Below are 22,010 nucleotides of genomic sequence, written 5' to 3' on the forward strand. Positions count from 1 at the left end.
AGTGAGATGGATGCGTGTCTCGCTATAAGCTCCAACGTTCAAGGCTTGTCAAATCCCAAGGAAAAGAGGAGAAGATAAGATGCGGAGAAGGAAGAGCAATAGTGGTAAGATTCTAGCGATGTTACTGGTTGTCGTCATGATGTTTGGGTTGGTAGGTTCAGTGGCATCGGCAGATGAGCCGGAGAAGCAACCTGACTTGGAGCCGTTTAACGAATTGGCTTTGAAATTCCCGGGTTCTTCGGGAGTGGATGAGGAAGAATTAGATATGAAGGTGTTTGATAGCCTGGATGTGGATAAGGAAGCGGCTATAGCGGTGGAGGCTCCTATCGTGACTAACGCTGTTTACGAACTGGATGGGGCACTGATGAACTTTACTGAAACCCTCCAACCGGAAGATCCGGAAGATATGTTCTTCTTTAGTGTGGATAGTGACCGAAGCATGATCTTGAAGCTGCTGTCGGGCAATGCTGATTACCTGGCCCAGCTCTATATCGTTGACTGGAGCACTGGGGATGCCTATCCAACAAGTGTGGGAGCCTATGCGCAAACACAGATTACTCTAAAGAATCTGCCGGCAGGAGATTATTTGTTCCGGGTGTATTCAGAGGGCAGCGTGGGGAATGCCTACAACCTGCGAATGAATGCCACCAATCCGGCTAATTTCCAGAACTTCACCTCCGTTTCAGATTCCCTGAAATACGTGGTTGCTTCTTATGCCAACGGAGATTTGTACGCTAGCGGCACTTTTATCGGTAATACGGTGAATCACAATACTCATATGGACTGGACTCGAGAGTTCTACTTTTCTTGGGGAAGCGGGTATAATTCTAGAACCCATAAGGTATCGTTTGTAAAAATTGGCTCGATATCTGCACCGGTGAGCTATTCCTCAGCTTATGCCAGCTCTAATAATGCTATTTTAATTTATTTGGACGTGGACTCTTCATTTATGCATCATGAAGCTTACTATCAATCCGGACCTAATCATATTTATGAAAGCAGCTTTTACGATACGTTAGGCAAGAGAACACCAAGATCTCTGGATGCCGAAGACATCAACAGCTTTGGCCCACACCTTCTGGTCTATGACCTCAATACTCAGAAGGCCATCGACTTCTACAGTGTGTTGAATTACTATTACGCTGCGGGGATCGAGTCTCCGCCTACCGTACAAGCACTGAATTAATAAACGGCAAGGGAGAATTTACGAACCGCTAACACTTTTTACTTTGGCTTTACACCGTGTTATAATGAAGGTGCAAAGCAAAGGAGGAGTGCCCAATGAATTTTAGTATTCGTGGACAGCAGATTGAAGTGACTGAGGCCTTGCGTGACTACGTAGACAAGAAGCTCAGCCGGCTTGACAAGTACTTTGATGCACCCCCCAACTCTGACGGTACAGTAACGTTAAGTGTAGTACGAGGCCTGCATGCGGTCGAGGTAACCATTCCTCTGACGGGCGTATTGCTTCGTGCGGAGGACCGTAGCGATGATATGTATGCTTCCATTGATGCGGTTGTGGACAAGCTGGAACGTCAGATACGCAAGCACAAGACGAAGATTAACCGTAAGCTTCGCCAACGAGGCGCGAAGGACATTCTGTTCGCAGAAGGTCAGGCTAACGGCGCTGTCGCTGTAGAAGAGAGCGATGATGAACTTGAAGTGGTTCGTACCAAGCGCTTTATTATGAAACCGATGGATGTGGAAGAAGCCATTCTGCAGATGAACATGGTAGGACATAACTTTTATGTCTTCTCCAACATTGATACTAAGGAAGTCAGCGTAGTATACAAACGAAATGACGGCAAATATGGTTTGATTGAGCAAGACTAAACGGCATTTTCGTTTCAAATTCAACGTTTGTTAGTCCAGGTGGTAATTCCTGTGAGCTACAACGTAAATGAAACGAGCCTTATCCGCCCGCGGATAGGGCTCTTTATTCGTATACAAAGTCGCTTTAACGTGGTAGAGACGTGATAGAGCGTGTTGCGGCATGTCCTGCAAACTGTTACAATTTAGGCAAATCATCTGTTTATGCGTGAAAGGGGTAAACCATGCTGGGATTAGTAAAGAAAATCTTTGGCGACACGAACGAGCGTGATGTCAAACGTCTGATGAAGACGGTAGATTATATTAACTCACTAGAGCCACAATTCGAGGCGCTTTCGGACGAACAACTGAAGGCTAAAACCGTGGAATTTCGGGAGAGAGTCGAAAAGGGAGAAACATTAGAAGAACTGCTACCCGAGGCGTTTGCTACGGTAAGAGAAGCCTCTAAGAGAACGCTGAGCATGCGTCATTTTGACGTGCAATTAGTCGGGGGTATGGCTTTGCATGAAGGACGTATTGCCGAGATGAAAACCGGTGAAGGGAAAACATTGGTCGGAACCCTCCCGGTTTATTTGAATGCGCTCTTGGGTAAAGGCGTTCACGTCGTTACGGTCAATGATTATTTGGCACAACGCGACAGCGAGCAGATGGGCCAGATTTATAACTTTCTCGGCATGACGGTTGGAGTTAACCTGAACGGCATGGAGCATGAAGACAAGCAAGAGGCTTATGCTTGCGATATTACGTATGGTACGAATAACGAATTCGGGTTTGATTACCTGCGCGATAATATGGTGCTTTATAAGGAACAGATGGTACAGCGGCCACTTTATTTCTGTATCATTGACGAAGTGGACTCCATTCTCATTGATGAGGCGCGGACGCCACTGATTATTTCCGGACAAGCACAGAAGTCAACCCAGTTGTATTATGCAGCGGATCGTTTTGTTAAGCAATTGACAGCGGAAGAGGACTTCACCGTAGATATTAAAGTCAAAGCCGTATCGCTGACCGAAAAAGGGGTCGCCAAAGCGGAACGTGCTTTCGGCATCGATAACTTATATGACCATAAACACGTCACACTTAATCACCATGTAGTCCAAGCGCTCAAGGCAAACGTCATTATGCGCCGGGACGTTGATTATGTCGTAACCGATGAAGAGGTTATGATCGTTGATGAATTTACGGGCCGTCTGATGGCGGGCCGCAGATATAGCGATGGATTGCATCAGGCGATCGAAGCCAAGGAAGGTATTGAGGTTCAAAATGAGAGCATGACACTGGCGACGATTACGTTCCAGAACTACTTCCGGATGTACCGCAAGCTGGCCGGGATGACCGGTACGGCGAAGACAGAGGAAGAAGAGTTTAAGAAAATTTATGGTTTGGAAGTATTGCAGGTTCCAACCAATCGTCCTAATCAACGTGCTGATATGGCAGATGTTGTTTACAAGAGTGTTGAGGGCAAGTTCAGAGCAGTTGTTGAAGAAATCGTCAAGCGGCATAAGAATAATCAACCGGTCCTGGTTGGGACAATTTCCATTGAGAACTCCGAGTTAGTGGCGGAAATGCTGAAGCGTAAAGGCGTACCGCATAAAGTGCTCAACGCGAAATACCATGCGGAAGAAGCTGAGATCATTTCTCGTGCGGGTGAGCCAGGGGCTGTGACCATTGCCACCAATATGGCGGGCCGTGGTACTGACATTTTGCTTGGCGACGGTGTATCTGCTCTGGGTGGTTTGCATATCATTGGTACAGAACGCCATGAATCGCGGCGGATTGATAACCAGTTGCGCGGTCGTGCTGGTCGTCAAGGGGACCCGGGTTCTACCCAGTTCTATCTGTCGCTGGGCGATGAATTGATGAAGCGTTTTGGTGCAGATAACGTCATGGGCATGATGGAGCGTCTTGGCTTTGATGAAGATCAGCCGATCGAGAGCAAGATGATTACCCGTGCTATCGAATCTGCCCAGAAACGGGTGGAAGGCAATAACTTCGATCTTCGGAAAGTCGTCTTGCAATATGACGATGTGATGAACCAACAGCGGGAGATTATTTACAAACAACGTCGCGAATTACTGGAATCTGAAAATATTAAGCAAATTATTATTGATATGATTAAGCCGGTTATTGAGCGGGTAGTTGAAGCTCACACGGCGGATGAATTGCCGGAGAACTGGGAACTACAAGACGTTGCTGAATACATCAACACCAAGCTGCTGGACGAAGGTGCGATCACGAAGGACGACCTGTGGGGCAAAGAGCCTGCCGAGATGGTGGAATTCATCTTTAATCGTGTCATGACCAAATATGATACGCGCGAAGAAGCCATTGGACCTGAAATGGTGCGCGAGTTTGAGAAAGTTATCGCTTTGCGCGCTGTAGATAGCAAATGGATGGACCACATTGATGCTATGGACCAACTGCGTCAAGGGATTCACCTGCGGGCTTACGGCGGAACCGATCCGTTGCGTGAATACCAATTTGAAGGATATGAAATGTTTAACAACATGGTTGCCAGCATCCAAGAGGAAGTTGCCACATATATTATGAAAGCTCAAGTCGAAACGAACCAGGAGCGCCAAGCAGTGGTGGACGAAGACAAAATCTCTACCAGTGGCGAGCCAGCCGAGAAACGCCCGGTCAAACGTGGCGACCAAGTCGGACGTAACGATCTGTGCCCATGTGGCAGCGGGAAGAAATACAAGCATTGCCACGGCCAGAACGCTTAGCATTGCGTTGAGCAACTAGGCTAGGGAGAGGCGGGGGATTCAAGGATTTCCTTGGATCGCCCGTTTTTGCCCGTAAAGAACAAACCTTACTAAAGAAGGGTGATATAGTATATGATCGATCCGAACACCAAGCACGACATGCGTGAAATAGCCAAGAAATTATCCAACCTTAGGGGGTCTCTTTGACTTAGATCTTAAGCAAGAGATGATCGCTAACTATGAAGAGAAAATGGCGGCTCCTGATTTTTGGGATGATAACGATAAGGCTCAGGCCCTGATTGCGGAAATGAATGGGGTCAAGTCGTCGGTGGACCAGTATACAGCGCTGCAGAATGAATACGATGAGTTGGAAATGATGATTGAACTGGCCGACGAGGAAGGCGACGAAGCATTGGCCGGGGAGATCGGTGGTTCGGTTGTCGGGCTGTTGAAGAAGCTTGAGGATTTTGAACTGCAACTGCTGTTGAATCAGCCTTATGATAAAATGAATGCCATTCTGGAATTGCATCCCGGAGCAGGGGGCACGGAGTCCCAGGATTGGGGGCAAATGCTGCTGCGCATGTATACAAGGTGGGCTGAGAAGCGTGGCTTCAAGGTAGAAACGTTGGATTATCTGCCAGGCGACGAGGCGGGAATCAAGAGCGTTACGCTATTGATCAAGGGATACAATGCCTATGGGTACCTGAAAACGGAGAAGGGGGTTCATCGGCTGGTGCGGATTTCTCCCTTTGATGCCTCGGGACGGCGTCATACCTCGTTTGTTTCCTGCGATGTTGTACCCGAGATTAGCGATGATGTCGAAGTTGATATTCGCACCGAGGATTTAAAGATTGATACGTACCGCGCCAGTGGTGCAGGTGGTCAGCATATCAACACGACCGACTCGGCTGTACGGATTACGCATATCCCTACCGGTATTGTGGTGACGTGTCAGAACGAGCGCTCCCAGATCAAGAACCGGGAACGGGCGATGACGATGCTTCGCTCCAAGCTGTATGAGCGCAAGATTGAAGAGCAACAGAAGGAACTGGACGAAATTCGCGGCGAGCAGTCCGATATTGCCTGGGGTAGCCAAATTCGCTCCTATGTGTTCCATCCCTACAGCATGGTGAAGGATCACCGAACTTCCGTGGAGACCAGTAATGTAGGTGCTGTGATGGATGGAGATCTGGATGCCTTCATTGACGGATATCTGCGTAGTCAGATTCGGACAGAAAGCTAAACAGACGGACATCTCGTCGATTAGGAGCAAAACCCACCTTGGCTGAGGCTGTTGTCCCGGGTGGGTTTTGTCATGATTTTATTAAAGGAGGAGCCCTAGTGCCGCCCAAGGTTCACAGACGTAGACTTCAACAATATTTTCCGGTGACAGGCCCGGTCAGGCATACATTAGATACAATCATGATCATTGCAGGATCTCTGATTACGGCCCTGGCCTTCAACCTGTTCCTGGTGCCCAATGACATTGCCTCCGGAGGGGTGTCCGGGCTTTCCATTATCGTGCAGTACATCTTCGGGATTGAACCGGCCTATACCCAATGGGCCTTAAATATCCCGTTATTCGTGGCAGGCTTCTTGCTGCTGGGACGTGATTATTCGATTCGCTCCCTGCTGGGAACGGTCATTTTGCCGTTGTTTGTATTTCTGACCAAGGATATTCCGTTACCGACGACAGATCCTTTGCTGGCTTCGCTGTATGGCGGGATCGGGGTAGGGTTTGGATTGGGTATTGTCTTTCGGGGGCGGGGTTCGACCGGGGGCTTATCCACGCTGGCGCAAATTATTCAGAAATACAGCGGCTTGAGCTTGTCGATGTGCGTTGTGCTCATGGATGGAATCGTCATTACGATGGCAGGCTTTCTGCTATCGCCGGAGAAGGCGCTATACGCTCTGATCGGTCTATACATTACGGGTAAAATGATCGACTTCATCGAGCTTGGCTTCAACTATACCAAGGTGGCTTACATCATTGCAGAGCGGACCGAGGAGATTTCGCAAGCCGTGCTTTCTCAACTGGACCGGGGCTTGACCAAGCTGGATGGGCGGGGTGGCTATACCGGGGATGATCGCACGGTACTAATGGTCGTTGTTGGTCAGAGTGAGGTAACGCGGCTGAAGACACTGGTGCAGAGTCTGGACCCGACCGCCTTCGTCATTATCACCAATGCTCATGAGGTACTCGGTGAGGGCTTCAAACGTGAATAAAAGAAACTCCTCTATTTCAGCGAGAGCTTGTCTCTCGCCGAGATAGAGGAGTTTTTTGCAATTTGGTTCGTCACACTTCTAGACGATCAAATCATCGTAGATGGAACGCTCCGATTTCTGCGGATACGGAGTGCCACGCTCCCAGGCAAGCTCGAAGAACTCGTGATGATGATCCGGCGGAACCTCCGGTCCCAGCTTGCCAAATACCCGTTCCACGCTGAACACTTGCGATTCGTGAGCTTCCAGTGCCTGACGTTTGATCTCCCACCGATGGCGGCCCTCAATACGCAGCACGCCGGGGCGCTCTGAAGCCAGGGGAGCAAATAAGTTGTAGTATAATTTTTGTACAGAGGGAGCTTGCCCACTCGTGACAATGTCCTTAACCACATGGTGAAGGACGATATGGTCCCGGTGTCCCGAAATGCCGTCCTCCGGAAAGGTCACGACAATATCAGCCTGATGCTCACGCAAAAAATCGGCAATCTTCTCCCGTAACAAGTCAGCATCGACCTCATCCAGCTTGCCATCTTTCATCCCCAACTGCTCGGCGGTAGAAATTCCCAGGATGCCCACGGCTTTCTCCAATTCAAACTCTCTTAGGGTGGCCAGCTCATCCTCGTTCATAGGGTCTAAATGTCCCGTCTTGCCAGCATCACCACGCGTGGCTGTCAGCAATATGGGGTTGCCACCTTCGTCAGCAATTTGACGAATCAGATAGGAACACCCGAAGGTCTCATCATCCGGGTGAGCATAAATAAAGGCAACCGTCCTGTTGGTTAAAGTCATGAATTAATTCCTCCTTCATGATGATTCTTCATTAACTATACTGCAAGACAGGCTCATAGTGTAAGTTGAACAACCTCTTATATTTAAGATAGCAAGGTGGGGCGAGGGCAAAGCCTGACACAGCCGTGTAATTTTTTGCTCAAGCGGTTGTATTTATATAAGTGTAGTCGTATAATAATACATATTTATGACGGATTATACAACTTAGTTATTCATAGCTTCATAGAAGCACAGTGAACAAGTTGCGGGAAAGCGAGGTTGGCCAGATTGAACGAAAACAAGATAAGAGTAGCAATCGTCGGTTCTACGGGCTATGGAGGCGTGGAACTGATTCGTTTTTTAGGGGGGCATCCGTATGTTGAGATTACCTCTGTGATATCCGCATCCAGTGCGGGCGAACGCTTGACGGATAGCTTTCCTCATCTCTCGGACATTGTGGTCCAGCCTCTGGACGGCGTGAACCCGCAAGAGATTGCCGAGAAGGCCGATGTCGTGTTTACGGCCACCCCATCGGGGGTCAGCGGGAAGCTGGTACCTGAGCTGCTGGAAGTGGGACTCAAAGTCATCGACCTTTCCGGGGACTTTCGTATTAAGGATGGAGCCGTTTACGAGGCTTGGTATAAGCATGAAGCACCGGCACCTGAGCTGCTGGAAGAGGCTGTTTACGGCTTGGCTGAAATTTATGGCGAGGATGTTCGGGGCAAGAGCCTGATTTCTAACCCGGGTTGCTACCCGACAGCTACGTTGCTAGGATTGATTCCAGCGCTGAGCGCAGGATGGATCAAGGGGCAAAGCATTATTATCGATGCCAAATCCGGTGTGTCCGGTGCGGGACGAGGAGCTAACTTGACGACGCATTATGCGGAAATCAATGAAAATATGAAAGTGTATAAAGTGAACAAACATCAGCATATCCCGGAAATTGAGCAGGTGCTGACCCAGGTTGCTGGCGAGACGGTGACCGTGACGTTTACGACCCATTTAGCCCCAATGACACGGGGGATCATGAGTACAATGTATGCAGAGCTACAGGGGGCCTACACGGAAGAGGACCTGATTGGGCTATACCGTCAGTATTATGCCGGACATCCCTTTGTACGCATCCGGGAGAACGGTAAGTGGCCAGCCACCAAGGAAGTGTTTGGCTCCAACTATTGTGATATCGGCTTTGCCGCCGATTCCCGTACGGGACGTGTGACGATTATTTCGGTGATTGATAATATCGTCAAGGGTGCCGCGGGCCAGGCCATACAGAACCTGAACCTCATGATGGGCTGGGATGAAGCGACGGGCCTGCATTTAACACCTGTATATCCTTAACGGGGATATCTTTTATATATGAAAGCTGAAGGGAGAACAGTAATGGGAGTGGTTCGGTTATTTAGCGTAGAGTCGGCGGGGGGCGTAACCTCTCCAAAAGGATTTAGTGCCGGTGGACTGCATTGCGGGTTGAAGAAAACTTCGCGTAATGACCTTGGTGCGATTGTATGCGAGGTGCCTGCGGTAGCGGCGGCAGTATATACAACCAATGTATTTCAGGCGGCACCACTTAAGGTGACGCGGGAAAGTATCGTGAGCGGAGGCCAGCGGCTGCGTGCCGTTGTGGTGAATAGCGGCAATGCCAATGCCTGCACCGGAGCACAAGGGGAAGAAGATGCATATGCGATGCGTGCGGCGGCCGCCAAAGCATTTGGACTAGACGAGCAAGAGGTGGCGGTTGCTTCTACCGGGGTCATCGGAGAGCTACTGCCGATGAATTGCGTGTATGACGGAATTGCCGGATTGCCTGCAGCTCTGGATGCTAGGGCAGAGGGAGCGGAGCAGTTCTGTCAGGCCATTCTCACCACGGACCTGGTGAAGAAGGAGATCTGCGTGAAGCTTGACGTGAACGGGCGCGAGGTGACGATTGCGGGAGCAGCCAAGGGCTCGGGCATGATACATCCGAATATGGCGACGATGTTGGCATTTGTTACGACCGACGCCGCTGTCCAAGCACAGTCGCTGCAAGAACTGCTCGGCCAAACGACAAATGTCACCTTCAACATGATTACCGTGGATGGAGATACGAGCACCAACGATATGCTGTTAACGATGGCGAGTGGTCTTGCTGGCAATGAGGAGCTGTCGCCGGCCCATGCCGATTGGGATGCCTTCTCCGCCGCGTTTCGTCATGTGTGTCAGACGCTGGCTCAGATGATCGCCCGAGATGGCGAAGGGGCTACACGTTTGGTGGAGGTAACGGTTAATGGGGCGGTCAGCGACCTCTCCGCTCAAGCCATCGCCAAGACCGTCGTTGGCTCAAGCTTGGTCAAATCGGCCGTGTTCGGAGCTGATGCTAACTGGGGCCGGATCATTGCGGCGGTTGGTCGGGCTGGCGAGCCGGTCAATCCGGAGACGGTGGATATCAGGTTAGGCGAGATTGTGGTGCTGACCGGATCGCGCCCGATTCCTTTTGACGAAGAGCAAGCTTTGGTTTATTTGCAAGGAGATACGGTAGTTATTTCCGTTGATCTGCATCACGGCAACGGCACAGCAACGGCCTGGGGCTGCGACCTCACGTATGACTATGTCCGCATCAATGCGGCTTATCGAACGTAATAGATTGGGGTGGCACTTCACGATGGAACACCACGCTTGAACATATCATTTTTATAAAGGAGTTGTGGATGACTGATGACTACTGCGCTGAATAACGAACGAATTCCAGCCAAGCCGCTTTCCGGAGGACAGCGGTTTGTGATGAAATGTGGGGGCAGTACGCTTGCGGAACTGCCGGAATCTTTTTTTGGCGATCTTGTCAAGCTACAGCAGTCGGGTATTCAACCGGTGATTGTACATGGCGGAGGGCCGGCCATTTCCGATAACCTGGGCAAGCTCGGGATCGAAAGCAAATTTGTCGGCGGGTTGCGCTATACGACAGAGGAAGTGCTGGATGTCGTTGAGATGGTGCTCTCCGGCAGTATTAATAAAGCTATCGTAAGACGTATTGCGCAGGCTGGCGGCAAGGCCTTGGGTTTGTCGGGGACGGACGGAGGTCTGCTGCAAGCTAAACCGGTAGCTAACCATAAAGAAGTAGGGCTTGTTGGTGAGGTGACCGATGTCAATGCGGACCTGATCGGGGGCGTAGTCGAACTAGGATATATGCCAATCATCGCCCCGGTAGGTATCGGGGCCAGCGGTCAGCGCTACAATATCAACGCAGATACGGCGGCGGGAGCGGTAGCTTCTGCACTCGGCGTCGCACAGATGATCGTCGTTACGGATGTGCCAGGAATTTTAAAGACGGTAGGCGAAGAGAAGAAGGTGCTTCCGTCCGTGACGGTACAGCAGATTGAGGATATGATTTTGACCGGTGAAATTTACGGGGGCATGATCCCGAAAGTGCGGGCAGCGGTGGCCTGCATTAGCGGCAAAGTGAACGAAGTTGTGATTGTAGACGGTAGCGAGCCAGGAGTGCTGGGCAAGGTGCTGGCCGGTGAAGCCATCGGGACGAAGATTGTACGCATGATGTAACGGTAAATCTCAGGTGAGGGATGGGAGTGGAACAAGCGATGACACAACAAAGTGATGTGAAAGAAGTAACGACAGGTGCGGTGAGCAGTACGGGAGCCGCATCCTCCACAGAAGCGGGGGGCGCAAGTGCAAGTGCCCTCTTCCCTAGCTATGCCCGTTATCCAATTCAATTGGTCAAGGGTAAGGGCAGCTTGCTATGGGATGCCCAGGGCAAGCAATACCTTGATTTTATGAGCGGGCTGGCGGTAGCTAACTTGGGCCATGCGCCGGAGAAGGTGGCAGCCAAGGTCAAGGCGCAATTGGATGAACTGTGGCATGTCAGTAATTTGTTCCATATCCCGCAGCAGGAGGTGGCGGCGCAGAAGCTGACGGAGCTTAGCTGTGCGGACGCCGTATTCTTCTGCAATAGTGGGGCTGAAGCGAATGAGGCAGCCATCAAGCTCGCACGCCGTTATCATCAGAAGATCAAGAATAATGGACGTTATGAGATTATTACCTTCGAGCACTCGTTCCACGGCCGGACATTGGCTACGCTAACGGCGACGGGGCAGCAGAAGGTGAAGGATGGTTTTCTGCCGTTGCCAGCAGGCTTCGTGACCGTGCCCCTATATGATATCGAAGCTTTGAAGGCCGCCATTGGCCCGCAAACGGCCGGAATTATGCTGGAGATGGTTCAAGCCGAGGGCGGCGTTTATCCGGTTGAGCCGTCCTTCGTGGAAGAACTGGCGGCTATATGTGAGCAGCAGGAGCTACTGCTGATTGTGGACGAGGTACAGACCGGTATGGGCCGTACGGGAAAATGGTTCGCCCATCAGCATTATGGCATTGAGCCGGATATTTTTACATCGGCCAAAGGAATTGCCAGTGGCTTACCGGCAGGCGCCATGCTGGCCAAGGAGTATTTGCGTGAAGCCTTCTCCCCAGGCAGTCATGCATCGACCTTCGGCGGTAATCCTATCGTATCGACGGCGATTATCGCTACGCTTGAGACGATGGAGGAGGAGCACATTCCTGAGCAGGTGGCCGAGAAGGGGGACTATTTGAAGGCCCTCTTGCAGGAGACCTTTAAGGATGAGCCGTTTGTGCAGGAGGTTCGCGGTCTGGGGCTTCTGATCGGTATAGAATGTGTTGCTCCTGTTGGAGAAATTGTGCTGCTTGGGCAGGAACGGGGGCTTCTATTTGTTACGGCTGGGCCAAATGTTATCCGGCTGTTGCCGAACCTCAAGGTGACGAAGGAAGAGATTGATCAGGCTGTGGCCATCTTGGCGGAGATTATTGCCGCGTATATTTCGGGAAGGGGAACTGAAGAATGGGATTGCTGGAGCAAGCAAAGCAGAGTACCATTGATTTAAAGGGACGCGATTTGGTTGAACTGACGGACTATACAACCGATGAGATTCATTACTTGATTGATTTGGCCGTCGAACTCAAGCGGAAGCAGAAGCAAGGGGAGGTCTATGAGCCACTCAAAGGGAAAACGGTAGGTTTGATTTTTGAGAAATCCTCCACGCGGACACGGGTATCTTTTGAAGTGGGGACCTATCAATTAGGGGGACATGCCCTCTTCCTTAGCAAAAATGATATTCAGCTTGGACGTGGCGAGACGATTGCGGATACAGCAGGGGTGATGTCCCGGTATCTGGACGGTATCATGATTCGTACCTTCGGTCACGATAAAGTCGTGGATTTGGCCCGCTACGCTACGGTGCCAGTCATTAATGGACTGAGCGATCAGGCGCATCCGTGTCAGGTGCTGGCCGACTATCAGACCTTATACGAGTACAAGGGTACGTTAAAAGGGTTGAAGCTGGCCTACATCGGAGATGGCAACAATATGGCCCACTCCCTGATGCTTGGTGGAGCGAAGCTGGGTGTGCATGTATCCGTAGCCAGTCCGGAAGGGTATGAGCCGGACCCACAGGTCGTAGCGGAAGCCAGAGAGATCGCCAAAGAGACGGGAGCGATGATCGAGGTCGTTCGCGACCCTAAGGCTGCTGTGCAGGCTGCTGATGCGATTTACACGGACGTCTGGGCCAGTATGGGCTTTGAGGCTGAGCAGAAAGCGCGGGAGGCGGCCTTTAAGGACTATCAGGTTGACGAAGATTTGGCGCAACACGCGAAGCCGGATTATGTATTTATGCATTGTCTGCCGGCCCATCGCGGCGAGGAAGTCAGCGAAGGCGTCATTGATGGCAAGCATTCCATTATTTTTGATCAGGCAGAGAACCGGTTACATGCGCAAAAAGCATTGATGGCCGCTTTAATGGGATAATTTAGAGGAGGAACACCAACATGGCAAAGGAAAAGATTGTACTCGCCTATTCCGGGGGACTGGATACGTCCGTCATTCTGAAATGGCTAAAAGAAACTTATGATGCAGAAATTATTGCGTTTACCGCTGATATTGGCCAGAAGGAGGAACTCGACGGGCTGGAGGAGAAAGCGCTGGCCACAGGTGCATCGAAGGTATATATCGATGACCTGCGTGACGAATTTGCCAAGGACTTCATCTATCCGATGTTCCAATCGGGAGCACTCTATGAAGGTCAATATTTACTCGGAACCAGCATCGCGCGTCCACTGATTGCCAAGCGGATGGTGGATATCGCTCGTGCTGAAGGCGCAACAGCTATTGCTCACGGCGCTACTGGTAAAGGAAACGACCAGGTGCGCTTTGAACTGGCGGCGGCAGCGCTGGCTCCGGAGATCGCCGTTATTGCTCCTTGGCGTCTGGACGAATTCCGCGAGCAGTTCCCGGGCCGGGCTGAGATGATTGCCTACGCAGAAGCGAACGGCATTCCCGTCACCGCTTCCGCAGCGAAGCCTTACTCTATGGACCGCAATCTACTGCACATCAGCTATGAAAGCGGCATGTTGGAAGATCCATGGTTTGATGCCTCCGCTCCGGAGAACAAAGACATGTATCTGCTTAGCGTCTCGCCAGAAGATGCACCAAATGAGCCGGAATATGTGGAACTGGAATTTGATAAGGGTGACTGTGTAGCCATTAATGGGGAGTCACTGAGTCCGCTGGCTGTCATGGAGAAGCTGAACGAACTGGGCGGCAAGCACGGCATCGGGCGGGTAGACATGGTCGAGAACCGTTTTGTAGGCATGAAGAGCCGTGGTGTTTATGAGACACCGGGGGGGACGATTTTGTTCACGGCCCACCGGAAGATGGAATCGTTGACCATGGACCGCGAGGTCATGAATCTACGTGATAGCTTGATTACCCGTTACAGCACGCTAGTATATAATGGCTTCTGGTTCGCGCCAGAGCGTCTGACCCTGCAAGCGTTAGTGACGGAGAGTCAGCAGAATGTGACCGGTACGGTACGAGTGAAGCTGTACAAGGGGAATATTATCGCAGCGGGCGTGAAGAGCCCGGTCAGCTTGTACAACCCTGACATTGCCACGATGGAAGCCGATCCAACGCAAGCTTATGATCAAGGGGATGCGACTGGCTTTATCCATCTGAATGCCTTGCGTTTGAAGGTAAGTGCGGGCGTTGCCCAAAACAAGAAATAAATCGAAGAGATAAGAACCGGTATCAAAAAGGAGTGGGTCATGTGAGCAAGCTGTGGGGTGGACGCTTTACGAAGCAGACCAACCGTTTAGTCGAAGAATATACCGCTTCGATCGGATTTGACAAGACGCTGGCGGAAGAGGATGTGCAGGGGAGTCTGGCCCATGTCACCATGCTGGGCAAATGCGGCATCCTGCCGGAAGAGGATGTAGAGACCATTAAGGAAGGTCTGCATGCCGTCCTGCACAAAATTGAACGCGGCGAGCTGGAATATTCCGTAGCCGACGAAGATATTCATATGAACATTGAGAAGCAACTGATCGACGAGGTTGGTTCTGTTGGAGGTAAGCTGCACACCGGACGCAGCCGGAATGACCAGGTCGCGACGGACATGCATTTGTACTTACGCAAGCGGGTCGTTGAATTTGTGGGGCTGCTGCAAAACCTGCAAGAGTCCTTACTCACGCAGGCCAAGGCCAATCTCGATACGATCGTTCCCGGCTATACCCATTTGCAACGGGCTCAGCCCATTTTGTTCGCGCATCATCTGCTAGCTTATGTCTCGATGTTTGGGCGGGACATCGAACGCTTGCAGGACAGCTACAAGCGCATCAATGTACTACCGCTTGGTGCTGGGGCGCTTGCAGGAACCACCTTCGAGATCGACCGCCATTTTGTGGCGGAACAATTGCACTTTGATGCGGTCTACGAGAACAGCCTGGATGCGGTCAGCGACCGTGATTTCATTCTTGAATTTTTGGCCGATGCGTCCATTCTGATGATGCACCTCTCCCGGCTCAGCGAGGAGCTGGTGCTGTGGAGTAGTACGGAGTTCCGTTTTGTTGAACTCGATGATGCCTTCTGTACCGGAAGCAGCATCATGCCGCAGAAGAAGAACCCGGATGTTCCGGAGCTTGTCCGTGGCAAAACAGGCCGGGTATACGGTAATTTGATGGGTCTGCTGACTGTATTGAAGTCGCTGCCGCTGGCCTATAACAAGGACATGCAGGAGGACAAGGAAGGCATGTTCGACACCGTAGCCACCCTGCAAGGGGCGCTGCAATTGTTCGGACCGATGATCGCTACGATGAAGGTGAACAAGGAGCGGATGCGCGAAGCCGTTAACAAGGACTTCTCCAATGCGACGGATATCGCTGATTTTCTGGCCAACAAGGGCTTGCCCTTCCGGCAAGCGCATGAGGTCATTGGCAAAACCGTCCTGTACTGCATTCAGAACGACAAGTATTTGCTGGATTTGACGCTCGATGAATTCAAACAATTCTCCACGTTGTTTGACGATAGCATTTATCAAGTGTTGCAACCGGAATCGGTTGTTAACGCCCGGAATGTATATGGTGGTACAGCAACCGAACAGGTGAATGCCGCGATTGAGCGCGCTGAGGCCAAGCTGGCGAGCGGCCGGGATTGGACCGAAGAGTACGCAGAGCGCAGCAAGTAGCAAACGGGTATCCGGTTTGGCAAAATTCAAGAGTCGCTGCTGCAGCACAACGTAGGTATAAGAAGAAAAGAGATAGATCCTCAATGAACAGAGGATTTATCTCTTTTTTTATCGACTATTATGAAAAAAAGAAAAAGTTTACTTAAAATTTACACTGAATTACACAGAAATTTCAGAAAACGATAAAGGATTCGTCGTAAAATGTCGAAATATATGTTATATCAACACTTGCTAGATCGTTTGGATTAGTGCTAAGGGCCTTGGAAGTTTGGTGGACACAGGAGCTTGTAGTTGAAATGGGCTTATCCAGTCGTTGGATCAGTTCCATATGAGTGCTCCGTCAACTTGTTCACTGTACTTTTCAAGTCATTTGTAAGAAGGGGAGAGGAAAAAATGAAAAAGTGGGATGTATCCAGGTTGAAGCATCGTTTAGGGAGAATGGGGTTGCGTAACCGCATGATGCTTATTTTTACCGTGTTGCTAATCCTTCCTAATCTGTTGATTGCTTATTCCAGTTATTGGAGAGCTACAGAGCAACTACAGGATCGCATGAATGACAGTACGCAATCAAGTGTTGCCTTGCTAAATAATTCGCTTACGCATATCGTAGAGGCTGGCGTGCGCAATGTGGAGCAATTGGCCATGGAAATAGATGCGGCACAGGTAGACAGCAAATCGCCGGAGGTTCGCGAATTGATCGATTTGTTTGTCGAGAAGCATCCTGAACTGGAAATCGCCGTCGTAGGCAATCAGAATGGAGCCTGGATGAAGTCTCCCGATCCTGGTAACCAGGAATATGATCCTCGCGAGCGGGATTGGTATATAGCATCTCTAGAGAGCCCAGAGGAAACAGTGATTATTGATCCGTTCAAATCAGCCACTAGCGGGAACTACAATTTATTTATTAGCCGGGCGCTTCGGGATCATCAAGGCGCACTTACTGTAGCTCTTGACCTGGCTGTATTAAATGAAGAGGTCAGCCATATTACGCTGGGCGAACATGGGTATGTGTACATTCTCGACCGAACCAACAGGTACGTCTCCCATCCAAGCCTTGCACTTGGTGAAGAGAGTCAAGGGGAGCATCTCCCTCGGATTCAACAAGATCAATCCGGACCGATTGACTATGTCGATCCGCTGACAGGGGCAGAGCATAGCGGCTTCTTCGTGACTAATGAGCTTACAGGTCTGAAGATCGTCGGCGTGCTGGATGTTGGAGAGTTTAAGGAAGCTTCCTGGCCTATCTTCCGGGATTCCATAGTGGTGCTTGCTGTATCTCTGCTGGTAGCCGGAAGCATTATCTACTTTGTCGTTCGCAGAATTACCCGGCCTATCGAACAACTGAACTATTCCGCCCAGCGAGTAAGCGAAGGGGAACTGAATGGGGATGTGGAGAGCAAGCGCAGGGATGAAATTGGGCAACTTGCAGTTAATTATAACAACATGTTGGCCTCCTTGCGCAACATGGTGCAGGAGATGGCCGAAACAGCGAGCCAACTGGCCGTATCCAGTGAAGAGCTTACCGCAGGGACGGAGCAAAATGCCAAAGCGGTAGAATATGTCGTCGAGCTTGTTCAAGAGGCCTCAGACAATGCGGAACATCAAGCCGGGGCATCAGCGGAAAGTGCCAGAACGATGGAGGACATGTCGGCAGGTATTCGCAAAATCGCCGAAGCTTCCGGGACGATTGTGGAGTCTTCTGCGCAGACGGTGGATGATGTGAAGCGGGGAAGCGAACGGGTGACCGAGGTCAGCGCCCAAATGGAACAGATTCGCCAATCCACGCGGCAGTCTGCCGAGTTAATGGAGAAGATGAACGAGCTAAGTTTGCAGGTCGTTGGAATGAGCAGTGCGATCTCCAATATTGCCGGCCAGACGAACCTGCTGGCACTGAATGCAGCTATTGAAGCAGCGCGGGCCGGGGAGGAAGGACGAGGATTTGCCGTCGTAGCCGGAGAAGTACGGAAGCTAGCGGAGCAGTCAGGGGAGACGGCGGAAATGATTCAGCATCATATCGGACAAATGACCGAGATGGCTGGAAGAGCCTATGAGGTGATGGATCAGGAAGTGAACGCCAACGTTGAGCGGGGAATTGCGGTTACAGAGGCAGCCCAGCAAGCCTTTCAGGAGATAGAACTCTCCACCCAGCGAATTTCCGAGCAAATTCACGAAGTATCAGCCATTACCGAGCAGATGTCAGCCAGTGCGGATGAAATTGCTCAATCCGTCGAACAGATTGCAGTCACATCAGCGAAGAGCCAGGAAAGCTTCCAAGGCGTTACGGCAGCTACCCAAGAGCAACTTGCTTCCATGGAGGAAATCTCCTCTGCGTCGGAGGGACTTTCCCGTATGGCAACCGATATGCATACGCAAATTGAGCGTTTTAAATTGTAACAAGAGATTAGACAGGGCCCCTCCATTTTACGGAGGGGCCCTGTCTATTGTGAGTTCAGCAGAGAGGTGCGGTGCACCTTCTCTGGATGCTGAATGAACACTAGCAGGAAATCCTCCTGCTAATTAGCGCAAATAAGCTGATTTACGGAACTTAGCGGGAAAAGCTCCCTATAAATTTGTGGTTTAGGTCCAATTCAGACGTTAGAGGCAAAATTATAGGGAGGAATTCCCTATAAAGGTGGGTAACCAGGGGGTGAATCAAGTTTTATATGGAGGATTTCCCGTTAGCTAGAGCGGGGAATCCAAGGGACTACGTGCCTATCCCATATCGCGAATCCTATATCCAGCATTCCGCATCGTCTATCCCATATCCTATATCCCATATTCCATATCCTGCATCCCCGTAGTAGGCCGCAAGTGATTTGAACAGCCATACTACGGAATGAGAGCTTCAAGATCCAACAGGTTCCTATTTAGCGTCTACATATCCTCTTCGGCCAGCGGCATAGCCAAATACAATTGTGAGCAACGAGAGGCCGATGACGACAGCCAGTGGTGTGTTCCAGCTACCACTCTGGTCATGGATGAAACCGAGCAATGTGGGCCCGACGGCAGCCAGCAGGTAACCTACAGATTGAGCCATGCCGGATAGCTGGTTGGCCTGCAGCGCGGTACGTGAACGTAACGAGAAGAAGACAATGACCAGACTGAATGTTGCGCCCGATCCGCTCCCGATCAGAATGATGAAGAGGGGAGCCAACGAAGTTGGGGCGAGCCAAATTCCGCCGAATCCGAGCAGGAAGAAGGCGGCTGAGGCAGCGGTGAGCAACTTCTGGTTGTGGGTGCGCACAGCAACGAGCGGCATCAGGAAGGAGCCAGCCATGCTAACCATTTGCATCAATGACAACATCCAGCCGGCTTGAGCTGCACTCATGCCTTGTTCGTGCAGGATATCCGGTAGCCATGAAATACTGATATAGAACATGATGGATTGAGAACCCATAAAGATTGTGACCATCCAGGCTACAGGAGAGCGCCAGACGCTCCCGGTCCGGGCCGGAGTGGTCGTATCGGTATTAGTTTGAGCCGAAGACATTCCGCTTGTCTCGGAGCTTGTCCCTTGTCTTCCGGTACGGCGTTGCAGCAACGAAGGCAACCAAAGAATAGCTGCAATTGCTGTTAATAGCGCCCAACTTGCCAGCATACCTCTCCAACCTAATGGTGATTGTGCAAGGGGAACGCTGATCCCCGAGGATATAGCAGCCCACAGATTCAATGAGGAAGTAAACAGACTTGTCATGAGTCCGACACGAAGTGGAAAATTGTGTTTGATCAGACCAGGTAACAAGACGTTACATACCGCAATGCCCATTCCTATTAAGGCCGTCCCGGCAAAGAGGGCCACTGTGAAAGGCAAAGATCGGATAAGAATTCCCCCGGTCATCAGAAGCAGGCAATAAAATAAGGTCCGCTCCGTTCCGAGCTTGGCTGCAAGTCTGGGAGCAGTTAGTGCAAATATGGCAAAGGCCAGTAACGGTAAGGTAGTCAGTAGACCGGATAAGGTATGAGATAGGCCGGTAGTGGCCTCGATTTCGCCAATGATGGAACCAACCCCGGTAATAGGGGAACGCAATGCGGCTGCGGTTAACAAGATGGCTGTGACCAGCAATGGAGCCGAGACGTTGCGTGATTCACTGATCGGTGAAGCAATAGTCTTATGCATGAGAAAAGAAGCGCCTCCTTAGAATGTTGGCCAACAATATCGATTCAGCTAAGCTGACTTGCCTAGCCCATCGAGCATGGGACCAACTGCTGATCAAGTATACAGCAAGGCGGTAAGAATCGGCAAATGGCGACTACACCCGCGATAAGGTGGGAGAAGGAAGGCGAATTCATTTATTTTGCGGATTTTATCTGAGTAAAACAGACAATTTCCGGGGAAATATTTAGATTGCTGAGAAAGGGGGCCTTACAATTTTTCTCATCATTTTGAAATATCAGCGAAAATTTGGCCCAGTAACTCCATCTTCTAATAGTTGGCGACGAGGTTGCTGCGACGACTTCTTCCCGGAACCACCCGATTGATGGACGGCGATGACAGTGGGTTGTGCAGGATAGGTATCCCGTGAAAGTCGGGTCCGCTCCACCGGACTTCCATTAATGCGTTTCACACGATACGTCTCAACGACATACCCCTGCTTTCCAGGAATAAGCACCTGACGGCCTCCCTTGGGTAATGAGGGATTAGCAACATATTTATTGGGCGCGGGTAATGTTTTGGTCGTCTTCGATTCCATGGTATAGCTTATATTCTCCGGCATATCGCCGAATAACTTCACGGTCAGTATCCGGTTCTTCACTTCCGCTCGAATGAGCAGATGTTGGCCGGTGGTATTCTGGAAGCGAAAGTTAATGTATCCCTTGGCAAAAGTCGCATCCTGCCCCTTCGGTAAATAACTGACAGGCAGCGAGTGATTGCGGCGTTCAATAATGTCCAGGCCTGCCCGGACCGCTGCATTGTAGAGAGTACTGGACACCTGACAGATGCCACCTCCGACCCCTGGAACGAGCTTGCCTCCGAAAATGACCGGGGCCTCGCGAAAGCCATAAGTCTTCTCGGCATATTCCACGGCCTCCCCATAATCAAAGATACCGTTTGGTTCCAGCACAATGCCGTCAATACTTCGGGCTGCCGAATCGATATTGTGTACGCGTCCTGTTCCGCTAGAGAGCAGGCGGGTAGAGAATTGAACGATCTTGCGGCGAATGCCTTCTTTCTTTAAGGATTCTATCGTGACCTCAGGAGAGACCGCTCTCAGAGGCAGCGAGATGGTCAGTGGGGTCATCGCCTTTGAAAACGGCATTCTTACACCACTATTTGCTTGTGCCTGCTCTATACGCTTCAATTCTTTGGCAAGTTGCATTGGTAAGCTCGTTTTTAGCTCTTCCCAGTGGATTCGCTGAGCGGAGGTGCCTGGTGAATAACGAATTTGATCGTCTGTCGTAATCGTCCTTACTGCGTTTACGGGGTTGCCGAATTGGCCTGTTTCCCATTCTGCCGAGAAGATCAGCTTCAACACTGCTGGATCGAAGGAAGTCTGGATGGGCCATGAACGAGCAAAATGCTTGCGTACCTGTGCGCGTTGCCACAGGCTCCCCTGTGTAAGTCGTTCCAGTTCCTCGCGAAGGCCTCTGACCTGGAACGTGATGCCAGCCTCTGCCCAGGATAAGGTCTGAGCATGATCCCCTGCCGAGATAATAACCTTTTTGTGCTGAAGAGCGGCCAGTTCTTGCTCCAGCTTCTTTAGTGCTTCCTCCGGCGAGAGCCGTCCAAGCTCTATGCCAGCTATGGCAACACCGGGCGGAAGAGTATCCCGCGCAGCGTACATATATAATGCTCCGAACATAGCTAGACTTAGGATTACAGCACTGGCAATGAGTGCAATCCAATATTTCTTACGCATCGCAGCCTCCCTGAAATGGCGGAATATATGGCTTCCCGCAAGGAAGCCAGCCTGTACCATTATATATATGTTCCATTTCCGAAAACTTTCAGGTACTCAAA

The 22,010-nt window shown here is 50.8% G+C and carries 16 protein-coding genes; 13 read left to right on the forward strand and 3 right to left on the reverse strand.

Going from position 1 to position 22,010, the window contains the following annotated elements:
- Positions 1-79 precede the first annotated feature (79 nt).
- The 5 genes from AC1VOR_RS12535 to AC1VOR_RS12555 all read left to right on the forward strand — a co-directional run bounded on the left by AC1VOR_RS12535 (position 80) and on the right by AC1VOR_RS12555 (position 6,767).
- Positions 80-1,186 carry a hypothetical protein gene (locus AC1VOR_RS12535; protein WP_482618263.1) on the forward strand — a complete coding sequence of 369 codons (1,107 nt, stop codon included), beginning with the start codon at positions 80-82 and terminating at the stop codon, positions 1,184-1,186.
- A gap of 95 nt (positions 1,187-1,281) precedes the next feature.
- Positions 1,282-1,833: a ribosome hibernation-promoting factor, HPF/YfiA family gene (gene hpf, locus AC1VOR_RS12540; RefSeq protein WP_482618264.1), complete on the forward strand. Its 552-nt coding sequence runs from the start codon at positions 1,282-1,284 to the stop codon at positions 1,831-1,833.
- Positions 1,834-2,054: 221 nt separating this feature from the next.
- Positions 2,055-4,562, forward strand: a complete 2,508-nt coding sequence (gene secA / locus AC1VOR_RS12545) for a preprotein translocase subunit SecA (protein ID WP_482618266.1) — start codon at positions 2,055-2,057, stop codon at positions 4,560-4,562.
- A 111-nt stretch (positions 4,563-4,673) separates the two neighbouring features.
- Positions 4,674-5,784, forward strand: a protein-coding gene (prfB, locus tag AC1VOR_RS12550; RefSeq protein ID WP_482618268.1) for a peptide chain release factor 2 whose coding sequence is annotated in 2 segments (ribosomal slippage) — positions 4,674-4,745 and positions 4,747-5,784 — 1,110 coding nt in all. Because the reading frame shifts where the segments join, the coding sequence is not laid out codon by codon here.
- A gap of 98 nt (positions 5,785-5,882) precedes the next feature.
- Positions 5,883-6,767, forward strand: coding sequence for a YitT family protein (locus AC1VOR_RS12555; RefSeq protein ID WP_482618270.1), 885 nt, complete (start codon positions 5,883-5,885; stop codon positions 6,765-6,767).
- 78 nt (positions 6,768-6,845) lie between these two features.
- Here AC1VOR_RS12555 and AC1VOR_RS12560 read toward each other — a convergent pair whose 3' ends face one another.
- Positions 6,846-7,553 (reverse strand): PIG-L deacetylase family protein, encoded by a 708-nt coding sequence (locus AC1VOR_RS12560; RefSeq protein WP_482618273.1) that lies wholly within the window; start codon positions 7,551-7,553, stop codon positions 6,846-6,848.
- Positions 7,554-7,820: 267 nt separating this feature from the next.
- On the opposite strand from AC1VOR_RS12560, the gene argC reads away from it, so the two are divergent.
- The 8 genes from argC to AC1VOR_RS12600 all read left to right on the forward strand — a co-directional run bounded on the left by argC (position 7,821) and on the right by AC1VOR_RS12600 (position 18,445).
- Positions 7,821-8,873 carry an N-acetyl-gamma-glutamyl-phosphate reductase gene (gene argC / locus AC1VOR_RS12565; RefSeq protein WP_482618275.1) on the forward strand — a complete coding sequence of 351 codons (1,053 nt, stop codon included), beginning with the start codon at positions 7,821-7,823 and terminating at the stop codon, positions 8,871-8,873.
- 42 nt (positions 8,874-8,915) lie between these two features.
- On the forward strand, positions 8,916-10,151 hold the full coding sequence (gene argJ, locus AC1VOR_RS12570; RefSeq protein WP_482618277.1) for a bifunctional glutamate N-acetyltransferase/amino-acid acetyltransferase ArgJ: 1,236 nt from the start codon (positions 8,916-8,918) through the stop codon (positions 10,149-10,151).
- A 75-nt stretch (positions 10,152-10,226) separates the two neighbouring features.
- Positions 10,227-11,066: an acetylglutamate kinase gene (gene argB, locus AC1VOR_RS12575; RefSeq protein WP_482618279.1), complete on the forward strand. Its 840-nt coding sequence runs from the start codon at positions 10,227-10,229 to the stop codon at positions 11,064-11,066.
- Positions 11,067-11,104: 38 nt separating this feature from the next.
- Positions 11,105-12,418, forward strand: a complete 1,314-nt coding sequence (locus AC1VOR_RS12580; protein WP_482618281.1) for an acetylornithine transaminase — start codon at positions 11,105-11,107, stop codon at positions 12,416-12,418.
- Entirely contained in the window at positions 12,376-13,338 is a 963-nt protein-coding gene (argF, locus tag AC1VOR_RS12585; protein WP_482618283.1) for an ornithine carbamoyltransferase, read from the forward strand. The genes AC1VOR_RS12580 and argF overlap by 43 nt, the downstream gene beginning before the upstream one ends.
- A gap of 20 nt (positions 13,339-13,358) precedes the next feature.
- Complete coding sequence (locus AC1VOR_RS12590; protein ID WP_482618285.1) at positions 13,359-14,594, forward strand: argininosuccinate synthase; 1,236 nt, start codon at positions 13,359-13,361, stop codon at positions 14,592-14,594.
- A gap of 41 nt (positions 14,595-14,635) precedes the next feature.
- Positions 14,636-16,051 carry an argininosuccinate lyase gene (gene argH / locus AC1VOR_RS12595; protein WP_482618287.1) on the forward strand — a complete coding sequence of 472 codons (1,416 nt, stop codon included), beginning with the start codon at positions 14,636-14,638 and terminating at the stop codon, positions 16,049-16,051.
- Positions 16,052-16,444: 393 nt separating this feature from the next.
- On the forward strand, positions 16,445-18,445 hold the full coding sequence (locus tag AC1VOR_RS12600) for a methyl-accepting chemotaxis protein (RefSeq protein WP_482618289.1): 2,001 nt from the start codon (positions 16,445-16,447) through the stop codon (positions 18,443-18,445).
- Between the two features lie 469 nt (positions 18,446-18,914).
- Here AC1VOR_RS12600 and AC1VOR_RS12605 read toward each other — a convergent pair whose 3' ends face one another.
- Positions 18,915-20,168, reverse strand: coding sequence for a CynX/NimT family MFS transporter (locus tag AC1VOR_RS12605; protein WP_482618291.1), 1,254 nt, complete (start codon positions 20,166-20,168; stop codon positions 18,915-18,917).
- 274 nt (positions 20,169-20,442) lie between these two features.
- Positions 20,443-21,909: a VanW family protein gene (locus AC1VOR_RS12610; protein WP_482618293.1), complete on the reverse strand. Its 1,467-nt coding sequence runs from the start codon at positions 21,907-21,909 to the stop codon at positions 20,443-20,445.
- Positions 21,910-22,010: the final 101 nt, after the last annotated feature.

The organism is Paenibacillus sp. 1SOY10 (assembly GCF_056836745.1).

Coding starts and splice junctions, on each gene's coding strand:
- AC1VOR_RS12535 (WP_482618263.1), top strand. CDS start 80: ATGCGGAGAAGGAAGAGCAATAGTGGTAAGATTCTAGCGATGTTACTG.
- hpf (WP_482618264.1), top strand. CDS start 1,282: ATGAATTTTAGTATTCGTGGACAGCAGATTGAAGTGACTGAGGCCTTG.
- secA (WP_482618266.1), top strand. CDS start 2,055: ATGCTGGGATTAGTAAAGAAAATCTTTGGCGACACGAACGAGCGTGAT.
- AC1VOR_RS12560 (WP_482618273.1), bottom strand. CDS start 7,553: ATGACTTTAACCAACAGGACGGTTGCCTTTATTTATGCTCACCCGGAT.
- argJ (WP_482618277.1), top strand. CDS start 8,916: ATGGGAGTGGTTCGGTTATTTAGCGTAGAGTCGGCGGGGGGCGTAACC.
- argB (WP_482618279.1), top strand. CDS start 10,227: ATGACTACTGCGCTGAATAACGAACGAATTCCAGCCAAGCCGCTTTCC.
- AC1VOR_RS12580 (WP_482618281.1), top strand. CDS start 11,105: ATGACACAACAAAGTGATGTGAAAGAAGTAACGACAGGTGCGGTGAGC.
- argF (WP_482618283.1), top strand. CDS start 12,376: ATGGGATTGCTGGAGCAAGCAAAGCAGAGTACCATTGATTTAAAGGGA.
- AC1VOR_RS12590 (WP_482618285.1), top strand. CDS start 13,359: ATGGCAAAGGAAAAGATTGTACTCGCCTATTCCGGGGGACTGGATACG.
- AC1VOR_RS12600 (WP_482618289.1), top strand. CDS start 16,445: ATGAAAAAGTGGGATGTATCCAGGTTGAAGCATCGTTTAGGGAGAATG.
- AC1VOR_RS12605 (WP_482618291.1), bottom strand. CDS start 20,168: ATGCATAAGACTATTGCTTCACCGATCAGTGAATCACGCAACGTCTCG.
- AC1VOR_RS12610 (WP_482618293.1), bottom strand. CDS start 21,909: ATGCGTAAGAAATATTGGATTGCACTCATTGCCAGTGCTGTAATCCTA.